This window comes from Sphingomonas flavalba (genome assembly GCF_004796535.1).
GTDB lineage: Bacteria > Pseudomonadota > Alphaproteobacteria > Sphingomonadales > Sphingomonadaceae > Sphingomonas_L > Sphingomonas_L flavalba.
This window is the reverse complement of the sequence record NZ_SPHY01000012.1, coordinates 73,772-82,595: the sequence shown is the minus strand read 5'-3', so window position 1 is coordinate 82,595 and position 8,824 is coordinate 73,772. Positions and strand designations below refer to the sequence as shown.

Annotated in this window: 10 protein-coding genes; 5 read left to right on the top strand and 5 right to left on the bottom strand. The window is 71.0% G+C overall.

Annotation, left to right across the window (positions count from 1 at the left end):
• Both E4A53_RS14670 and E4A53_RS11660 read left to right on the top strand, forming a co-directional pair.
• On the top strand, positions 1-925 hold a 925-nt coding region (locus tag E4A53_RS14670), incomplete at its 5' end, for an alpha/beta hydrolase (protein WP_168694376.1).
• Between the two features lie 39 nt (positions 926-964).
• Positions 965-2,137: an acetyl-CoA C-acetyltransferase gene (locus E4A53_RS11660; RefSeq protein WP_136163290.1), complete on the top strand. Its 1,173-nt coding sequence runs from the start codon at positions 965-967 to the stop codon at positions 2,135-2,137.
• Positions 2,138-2,177: 40 nt separating this feature from the next.
• Here the strand turns inward: E4A53_RS11660 and panC are convergent, their stop codons facing one another.
• A complete protein-coding gene (gene panC / locus E4A53_RS11655) occupies positions 2,178-3,023 on the bottom strand; it encodes a pantoate--beta-alanine ligase (protein ID WP_136163289.1) in 846 nt (281 codons plus the stop codon).
• An 86-nt stretch (positions 3,024-3,109) separates the two neighbouring features.
• Between panC and E4A53_RS11650 the strand changes: the two genes are divergently transcribed.
• Genes E4A53_RS11650 through pgmG form a run of 3 tightly spaced genes read left to right on the top strand, consistent with a single transcriptional unit; the run spans position 3,110 to position 5,580 of the window.
• Complete coding sequence (locus E4A53_RS11650) at positions 3,110-3,898, top strand: division plane positioning ATPase MipZ (RefSeq protein ID WP_136163288.1); 789 nt, start codon at positions 3,110-3,112, stop codon at positions 3,896-3,898.
• The gene (locus tag E4A53_RS11645) at positions 3,898-4,173 is read left to right on the top strand and encodes a J domain-containing protein (protein ID WP_136163287.1); all 276 of its coding nucleotides are present in this window, start codon (positions 3,898-3,900) and stop codon (positions 4,171-4,173) included. Before E4A53_RS11650 ends, E4A53_RS11645 begins: the two co-directional genes overlap by 1 nt.
• Before the next feature lie 18 nt (positions 4,174-4,191).
• Positions 4,192-5,580: a phosphoglucomutase/phosphomannomutase PgmG gene (pgmG, locus tag E4A53_RS11640; RefSeq protein WP_136163286.1), complete on the top strand. Its 1,389-nt coding sequence runs from the start codon at positions 4,192-4,194 to the stop codon at positions 5,578-5,580.
• Positions 5,581-5,702: 122 nt separating this feature from the next.
• Here the strand turns inward: pgmG and E4A53_RS11635 are convergent, their stop codons facing one another.
• From E4A53_RS11635 to E4A53_RS11620, 4 genes are all read right to left on the bottom strand, one after another.
• Positions 5,703-6,509, bottom strand: a complete 807-nt coding sequence (locus E4A53_RS11635) for a hypothetical protein (RefSeq protein ID WP_168694375.1) — start codon at positions 6,507-6,509, stop codon at positions 5,703-5,705.
• Positions 6,475-7,233, bottom strand: coding sequence for a hypothetical protein (locus E4A53_RS11630; RefSeq protein ID WP_136163284.1), 759 nt, complete (start codon positions 7,231-7,233; stop codon positions 6,475-6,477). Before E4A53_RS11630 ends, E4A53_RS11635 begins: the two co-directional genes overlap by 35 nt.
• 83 nt (positions 7,234-7,316) lie before the next feature.
• Entirely contained in the window at positions 7,317-8,315 is a 999-nt protein-coding gene (locus tag E4A53_RS11625; RefSeq protein WP_136163283.1) for a ligase-associated DNA damage response exonuclease, read from the bottom strand.
• The gene (locus E4A53_RS11620) at positions 8,315-8,761 is read right to left on the bottom strand and encodes a hypothetical protein (protein ID WP_136163282.1); all 447 of its coding nucleotides are present in this window, start codon (positions 8,759-8,761) and stop codon (positions 8,315-8,317) included. Before E4A53_RS11620 ends, E4A53_RS11625 begins: the two co-directional genes overlap by 1 nt.
• Positions 8,762-8,824: the final 63 nt, after the last annotated feature.

Here is an 8,824-nt window from a genome sequence, read left to right as displayed (position 1 = left end):
CCAGCAGGCGGAGCGCCGCGCCACGGCCGCCCTGGCGCCGGTCGTCGCCACGGCCGGGCGGGCGCGGCTGCTCGGCTTCGGCGGCGACGGGCCGCCGCTGCTGCTTGTCCCGTCGCTGATCAACCCGCCGGACATTCTCGCCCTGGCCGGCGAGCGTTCGTTTGCCGGCTGGCTGGCGACGCAGGGCTTCCGCCCGCTGCTGCTCGACTGGGGCAGCCCGGCGCCCGGCGAGGCGGCGCTGTCGGTCGCCGGCCATGTCGAGACGCTGCTGCTGCCGCTGATCGACGCGCTGGGTGAGCCGCCGCTCGTCGCCGGCTACTGCCTGGGCGGCACGATGGCGCTGGCGGCGGCGATGCTGCGCCCGCTCAGCGCGCTGGCGCTGATCGCCGCGCCGTTCCGCTTCTCCGGCTTCGGCGACGGCGCCCGCGCCGACATCGCCGCGCTGTGGGCGGGGACCAAGCCGCCGGCGGAGACGATGGGGCTGGTGCCGATGGAGGTGCTGCAGACCGGCTTCTGGCGGCTCGACCCCGGCCGGACGATCGCCAAGTACGAGGCGTTCGGCCGGCTTGACCCGGCCAGTGCCGCAGCGCGCAATTTCGTCGCGGTCGAGGATTGGGCCAATGCCGGCGCGCCGCTGACCTACGCCGCCGGGCGTGAGCTGATGGAGGATTTCGTCGCCGCCGATCGCCCCGGCACCGGCGGCTGGCGGGTCGGCGGGCGCGTCGTCGATCCGGCGGCGCTTGCCTGCCCGGCGATCGAGATCGTCTCGACCAGCGACCGCATCGTGCCGGCGGCGTCGGCAGCCGGCCTGCCCGAACGGATCAGCCTGGGCGCGGGCCATGTCGGCATGGTCGTCGGCGGCCGCGCGCGCGCGCAGTTGTGGCAGCCGCTGGCCTCATGGCTTTCGCGCGCCGCCTCCGCCTGATATTGCAGGTGCGAAGATATTCCTGAGGAGTCGTCACCCATGCCCGATATCGTCATCACCGCCGCCAAGCGCACGCCGGTCGGCAGCTTCCTCGGCGCGTTTGCCGCGACCCCGGCGCACGAGCTGGGCCGCGTCGCGATCGAGGCGGCGCTGGCCCAGGCCGGCGTCGGCGGCGAGGAAGTGTCGGAGGTGATTCTCGGCCAGGTGCTGACCGCGGCGCAGGGCCAGAACCCGGCGCGGCAGGCGGCGATCGCCGCCGGCGTGCCTAAGGAGGTGCCGGCCTGGGGCGTCAATCAGGTCTGCGGCTCCGGTCTGCGCGCGGTGGCGCTGGCGGCGCAGGCGGTGGCGACCGGCGATTCGCTGATCGTCGTCGCCGGCGGGCAGGAGAGCATGTCGCTGTCCGCCCACGCCCAGCAGTTGCGCGGCGGCACCAAGATGGGCTCGGTCGAGCTGGTCGACACGATGATCAAGGACGGCCTGACCGACGTGTTCAACGGCTACCACATGGGCATCACCGCCGAGAATCTGGCGGAGAAGTACCAGATCAGCCGCGAGATGCAGGACGCGTTCGCCGTCCGCTCGCAGAACCTCGCCTCCGCCGCCCGCGCCAGCGGCCGGTTCCGGGACGAGATCGCGCCGGTGACGCTCAAGACCCGCAAGGGCGAGACCGTCGTCGCCGACGACGAATATATCCGCGACGGCGTTACGCTGGAGGGCATTTCCGGCCTGCGCCCGGCGTTCAAAAAGGACGGCACCGTCACCGCCGCCAACGCCAGCGGCCTGAATGACGGCGCGGCGGCGCTGGTCGTCACTACCGCCGAGGAGGCGGCGCGGCGCGGCACCCCGGTCCTTGCCCGCATCGCCAGTTGGGCATCGGCCGGCGTCGACCCGGCGATCATGGGCATCGGCCCGGTGCCGGCGTCCCGCCGCGCGTTGGAAAAGGCCGGCTGGAGCGTCGGCGACCTCGACCTGATCGAAGCGAACGAGGCGTTCGCCGCGCAGGCGCTGTCGGTCAACAAGGAGCTTGGCTGGGATCCGGAACGGGTCAACGTCAACGGCGGCGCGATCGCCATCGGCCATCCGATCGGCGCCAGCGGCGCGCGCGTCCTGATCACCCTGCTCTACGAAATGCAGAAGCGCGACGCGAAGAAGGGGCTGGCGACACTGTGCATCGGCGGCGGCATGGGCATCGCCGTCTGCGTCGAGCGCTGATCCGCCGCTGATCCGCCCGCCCCTGCGCCGGGGCGGGCGCTCAGCCGCGCGGCGCGATCGGCAGGTTGTCGATCAGCCTGGTGCCGTCGATCCGCGCCGCGACCAGCAACCGCGCCGGCCGCTCCGGCGCCGGGTCGGCGGCCAGCGTCTCGGCATCGCGCAGGTCGAGATAGTCGATCGCCTCGAACCCGGCCCGCTCTATCGCGGCGCGGGCATGGGCGATCGCCTCGGCCGGGTCGCCGCCCTTCTCGATGGTCATCGCCGCCTCGCCCAGCGCGCGCGGCAAAGCGCGGGCCTTCACCCGGTTTTCTTCGGTCAGATAGGCGTTGCGCGACGACAGGGCGACGCCGTCGGCATCGCGCTGGGTGACGACGCCGATCACCTTGACCCCCATGTCGAGGTCGGCCGCCATCCGGCGGATCATCGCCAGCTGCTGGTAATCCTTTTCGCCGAACAGCGCGACGTCGGGCCGCACCTGGTTGAACAGCTTGGTGACGACGGTGGCGACGCCGTCGAAATGGCCGGGCCGGGCGGCGCCGTCCATCGCCTCGGTCAGCCCGCCGACCGACACGGCGGTGGCAAAGCCGGCCGGGTACATCGTCGCCGCCTCCGGCATCCACAGCAGCGAGACGCCGGCCTCGCGCAGCATGTTGGAATCCGCCGTCGGCCGGCGCGGATAGGTGGCCAGGTCCTCGCCCGGCCCGAACTGCGTCGGGTTGACGAAGATCGAGACGACGACATGGCGGGCGTGCAGCCTTGCCTCGGCGACCAGCGCCATGTGCCCGGCGTGCAGCGCCCCCATCGTCGGCACCAGCGCCACCGTCCCCTCCGCGCGCAGGGCGGCGAGCGCCTTGCGAAGGGGCGCGAGCTGACGGATCGTTTGCACGGCGACGAGGGCTCCGATAAGGCGGGGGAAGCGCCCTTTAACGGGGCGCGGGGCACAGTATCAAGCAAAAGGCGCTGGCAACGGACATGGCTTCGGCGGGCAGGCACATCATCGTCTTCGCCAACGAGAAGGGCGGGACCGGCAAATCGACGACGGCGGTGCATGTCGCCGTCGGCCTTGCCGCGCGCGGGGCGCGGGTTGCCGCGCTCGACCTCGACCACCGCCAGCGCACGCTCGGCCGCTATCTCGACAACCGGGCGGAAACCATGAAGCGGCGGGGCATCGCCCTGCCCCAGCCGGTCTACGCCACCTGCGACGCGACCGATCCGGACGGATTCGAAGCGGCGCTGGCCGCGGTCGCCGACGGCGCCGATTTCGTGGTGATCGACACCCCCGGCCGCGACGATCCGGTCGCCCGCCACGCCGCCACCCGCGCCAATACGCTGGTCACGCCGATGAACGACAGCTTCGTCGATTTCGACCTGATCGGCCAGGTCGACCCGGAAAGCTTCAAGGTCAGCCGCCCCAGCTTCTATTCCGAACTGATCTGGGACGCGCGCAAGGCCCGCGCCAAGGCGGACGGCGCGACGATCGACTGGGTGGTGCTGCGCAACCGCCTCCAGCATATCGAGGCGCGCAACATGCGCCGGGTCGGCGACGCGCTCGGCCAGCTGTCGAAGCGGGTCGGCTTCCGCCTGATCCCCGGCCTTGGCGAACGCGTCATCTACCGCGAATTGTTCCCCAGCGGGCTGACTCTGCTCGACATCGCCGCGCTCAAGGATGTCGGAATGAGCCATGTCGCCGCCCGGCAGGAATTGCGCGAGCTGGTCGCCGGCCTGCAACTGCCCGAAACGGCGAGGGCGGCCGCGGCCTGATGCTGAAGCTGATCGCGATCGCGATCTTCGCGGCGCTGCTGTGGGCATGGCTGCGCGCCCCCGCCCGCCGGGCGCCGATGCCGCTGGCCGAGGCGCGCTCGCTGCTCGGCCTAGACGAAGGCGCCGACGCCGACGCGATCCGCGCCGCCCACCGCCGGATCATCGCCCGCGTCCACCCCGATGCCGGCGGCAGCGCGGAACTGGCGCGGCGGACCAATATCGCCCGCGATCTGTTATTGGCGGAGGCAGCCCGCCGCCGTCCGTCCGCACCCTGAACGCCCGAGGGAGTTTCCATGTCGCATATTTTCCACCCGACCTCGCTGCGCGAATACGACATTCGCGGAATCGTCGGCCAGACCCTCGGCACCGCGGACGCGCTGGCGATCGGGCGCGGCTTTGCCACCCTGCTGCGCCGCGCCGGCGGCACTCGCGTCGCCGTCGGCTATGACGGCCGCGCCTCGTCGCCGGTGCTGGAACAGGCGCTGGTCGACGGGCTGACGCAAAGCGGCGTCGATGTCGTCCGCGTCGGGCTGGGGCCGACGCCGATGCTCTATTACGCGGAAGCGGTGCTGGAGGTCGACGGCGGCATCATGATCACCGGCAGCCACAACCCGGCCGACTATAACGGCTTCAAGATGGTGTTCCAGCACCGCCCCTTCTTCGGGGAGGACATCCAGACCCTCGGTCGCATGGCGGCGGAAGGGGATTGGGACAGCGCCGAAACCCCCGGCACGGTCAGCGAATTCGCGATCCTCGACCAGTATGTCGGGCGGCTGACCGCCGGTTATGCCGGCGGCGCCTACCGCATCGGCTGGGACGCGGGCAACGGCGCCGCCGGCCCGGCCCTTGAAAAGCTGGTCAAGCTGCTCCCCGGCGAGCACCACACGCTCTATACCGATGTCGACGCCGCCTTCCCCAACCACCACCCCGACCCGACCGAGGAAAAGAACCTAGCCGACCTGAAGAAACTGGTCGCCGACAAGGGCCTGGATTTCGGCATCGCTTTCGACGGCGACGGCGACCGTATCGGCGCGGTCGACGGCAAGGGCCGGGTGGTGTGGGGGGACCAGCTGCTCGCCATCCTCGCCGAACCGGTGCTGCGGGCGGAACCGGGCGCGACGATCATCGGCGACGTCAAGGCCAGCCAGGCGCTCTATGACCGCATCGCCGAACTCGGCGGCACGCCGCTGATGTGGAAAACCGGGCACAGCCTGATCAAGTCGAAGATGAAGGAAGAAAACGCCCCGATCGCCGGCGAGATGAGCGGCCACATCTTCTTCGCGCAGGATTATTACGGCTTCGACGACGCGCTCTACGCGGCGGTGCGGCTGATCGGCGCGGTCCGCCAGTCGGGCAAGACGCTGACCGAGTTGAAGGATGCAATGCCGCCGCTGGTCAACACCCCGGAAATGCGCTTCCAGGTCGATGAAAGCCGCAAATTCGCGGTGGTCGACGAAGTGCTCGGCCGGCTGGAGGCGGACGGCGTCGCCGTCAACCGCACCGACGGCGCCCGCGTCAACACGCCGGACGGCTGGTGGCTGCTGCGCGCCTCCAACACCCAGGACGTCCTCGTCGCCCGCGCCGAAGCCAGGGACGAAGCCGGCCTCGCCCGCCTGCTCGCCCAGATCGACGACCAGCTCGCCAAATCCGGCATCAAGCGCGGCGAACAAGCTGGCCACTAAACGCGGGGCCCACCCCACCCGTCATTGCGAGCCCCGCAGGGGCGCGGCAATCCACAACCGCGCCCCCGGCCTCTGCCCGCGAAGCAGGAACCGATGACGGGTCAAAGCCGGCGGCTCAGGCGCTATTCCACCCGTTCGAAAACGCGGAACCCGGCCACCACTCCCCGCTGGCGATACCGGGCGAACAGCGCCGGATAGCCTGGTTGCGCGCCAAGAAAGCGCAGATAGTCGAACGCCATGTCGCCAAATCCCGGCTTATGCGGCCGCTCGTCGACCAGAATCAGCGTTGGCGGGCGGTCGTTCAGTTGGTGGAGGACCCTCGCCAACTGGCGTAGCCCGGCCGCGCGCGCCCGACCGGCGCGGCGCCTTTCCGGCTGCTCTCCCTCGCGCACCAGCGCCGGCAGTTGATGCATGCAGCAGGCGGCTGCGTCCCAGCCAACGCCAGACAGCAACAGCGCCGGGTGGATATCGCGCGGCGACGTTGTGAAGGCGAAAACGGCACCCCCGCCGGCCTTCGCGGCGAACAGGGCGGCGAGATCATCGACATGGGTCACTGTGCCGTTGACGGTACGGGACAGGGCCGGATCGGCTACCGCCGGCCCGAAGCCGGCCAGGATCGCCAACCCGAGTGCCCCAACCGCCGCCGGTCCGCCGCGGGGCGGAAAAAGCGCGATGCAGCCGATCGCGCCAAAACCCAGCGCCGGCAGGAAGTGGTAGTGCCAGCCCTTGTGCTGCAGGATCGCCACGATACCGGCGGCCATAAACGCGACGATCATCGCCTGCGCCGCCAGCGGCATCGGCCGCCCCCGGCGCGCGCCGACAAGCACCGTCAGCGCGCAAGCCATTGGCAGCAGCGTCGACAACGCGCCGCGCCACAGCCGTGCCGAGGCTTCTTCATATGCCCAGTAGCCGGCAACGGCGTCGGGCACGACGCTGTGCAGATAGGCCGGCGCCCACACCGCGACGGCCGCCGCATAGAGGCATCCGGCAACGCCCAGGACCAGCGCTTCGGTGCGGAAGCGCCGACAGCTTTCCGGTGCGCAGCAACACCCACAGCGCCAGCGCGGCGGGGATGATCAGGAAATACGGCTTCAGGCAGAAGCCGATGGCGGCGAGCAAGCCGATGACAAGGCTCAGGCCGGGCGGGATCGGCCGCGCGCGGCTGGCGACGGCAGCCGCCATGCAATAGGGTAAGGCGGCGATCAGCAGCAGATGTTCGCGCTGTCCGTAATCGTAACCGGGGACGAAGAGCAGGGCCGCCGCGGCGGCCAGCACCACCCTGCGCCCGGCCTCGCCGCCGCCGCCGTGACGCAACGTCACCTCGGTCAGGCGCACGCTCGCCAGCGTCAGGGCGGCGACGCATGCGACGAATATCGGATAGCGAGGCCAGCCGCCGCTGTCGGCGATCGCAACCGGCACCGCCAGCACCCACCATGCCAGCGGCGGATTGACGTCGACGATGTCGCGCCCGAACCGCCCGCCGTCCAGCAGACGTCCGGCACTGGTCAATATCCAGGCAACGTCGTGATTGGGCACGCCGGACAACTGGATGCCGACGGCGATCGCGGTCAGCGCGAGCAGGATCGGCCAGGTCGACATGCGCGTCCCGGCCCATCGATCGTCCTTCAGCCTGCCCGGAAACGATGTCGCCACGCCTGGCACCCCCCTGCCGCGTTGCGGGTCCGCCCAAATTGCGCGGATATGGTTTATATTTCGTTTAGCGCGGCCCGCTGCCGTTAATCCGCCTCGTCCTCATACCCGATCAGGTCCAGCGCCCGCGCCTTGATTTGGCGGGTCTCGCACCAGTGGAGCAGCGCATCCTCGCGGCCGTGGGTGATCCACACCTCCTTCGGGGCGATCTCGGTCAGCGTCGCGGTCAGTTCTTCCCAGTCGGCATGGTCGCTGATGATCAGCGGCAGCTCGACGTTGCGCTGGCGGGCGCGCTGGCGCACCCGCATCCAGCCCGACGCCATCGCGGTGATCGGGTCGGGCAGCCGGCGGCTCCAGCGGTCGTTCAGCGCCGATGGCGGGCACAGCACGACATGCCCGCGCATCGCGTCGCGCGGCGTCTCGCTCGCCGGCAGCAGGGTGCCGAGCGCGACGCCGTGGTCGCGGTAGAGGTCGCACAGCCGCTGCAGCGCGCCGTGGATGTAGATCGGCGCGTCATGGCCCATCGCCCGCAGTTCCGCGATCACCCGCTGCGCCTTGCCCAGCGCATAGGCGCCGACCAGCACCGACCGGTCCGGGTTGGCGTGGAGCGCGGCGAGCAGCTTGTCGATCTCGTCGCCGGTCGGCGGGTGGCGGAACACCGGCAGGGCGAAGGTCGCTTCCGTCACGAACACGTCGCAGGCGACCGGCTCGAACGGCGGGCAGGTCGGGTCCGGCCGCCGCTTGTAATCACCGGAAACGACGACCCGCTCGCCGGCATGGTCGAGCACCGCCTGCGCCGAGCCGAGAACGTGGCCGGCGGGCGCCAGCGTCGCGGTGACCGGACCGAAGGCCGCCGCCTCGCCATAAACCAGCGGATGTCCGGCCTGCGGCCCGTAGCGCGCCGCCATGATCGCCAGCGTCTCCGGCGTCGCCCAGACGGCGCCGTGGCCGCCGCGCGCATGGTCGGCATGGCCGTGGGTGACCAGCGCGCGCGGGCGCGGGCTGGCCGGGTCGATCCACAGGTCCGCCGCCGGGATGTAGAGGCCGTCGCGATGCGCCTCGATCCAGCGGCCGGACCGCGCCATCAGTCCGGCGTTGGTCCGCCGTCCGCCACCGCGTCTTCCGTCTCCACCGCCGGGCGGGCGCGCCCGGCCAGCCAGCCGCCGGCCAGCCCGGCGATCAGCTTGGTGCCGATCGACAGCGACGCCGCGCGCCAGTCGTTGCCCGCGTCCGGCATGACGAGGAAGGCGGCCAGCTCCGCCACGATGCTGACGCCGGCGACGACCAGCCCCGCGATCAGCGCCGGGCGCATCGGCATGCGCCGTGCGGCGCGCCAGGCGAACAGGCCGACCAGCACGATGCCGGCCCCAACATAGAAGCGGCTGACCGCGTCGCCGTAATAGGCCATCGTCCGCCCCGGCTGGAGCAGGACCATCTCGACCACCCCCCAGACGAGGGTGGCGAGGATCAGCGCGATGAAGGCAAGCAGGCCATGCGCCAGCGCGCGCGGATAGGGGTTGGGACTTTCCATAGCGATGCTGATCTAACCCGCTTGATCGGCGTTTGAACAGCGGTGATGACGTTGATGATGCCG

Excerpts from the sequence above, each read along its gene's own strand:
- E4A53_RS11660 (WP_136163290.1), top strand. The coding sequence starts at position 965 with ATGCCCGATATCGTCATCACCGCCGCCAAGCGCACGCCGGTCGGCAGC.
- E4A53_RS11650 (WP_136163288.1), top strand. The coding sequence starts at position 3,110 with ATGGCTTCGGCGGGCAGGCACATCATCGTCTTCGCCAACGAGAAGGGC.
- E4A53_RS11645 (WP_136163287.1), top strand. The coding sequence starts at position 3,898 with ATGCTGAAGCTGATCGCGATCGCGATCTTCGCGGCGCTGCTGTGGGCA.
- pgmG (WP_136163286.1), top strand. The coding sequence starts at position 4,192 with ATGTCGCATATTTTCCACCCGACCTCGCTGCGCGAATACGACATTCGC.
- E4A53_RS11625 (WP_136163283.1), bottom strand. The coding sequence starts at position 8,315 with ATGGCGCGGTCCGGCCGCTGGATCGAGGCGCATCGCGACGGCCTCTAC.
- E4A53_RS11620 (WP_136163282.1), bottom strand. The coding sequence starts at position 8,761 with ATGGAAAGTCCCAACCCCTATCCGCGCGCGCTGGCGCATGGCCTGCTT.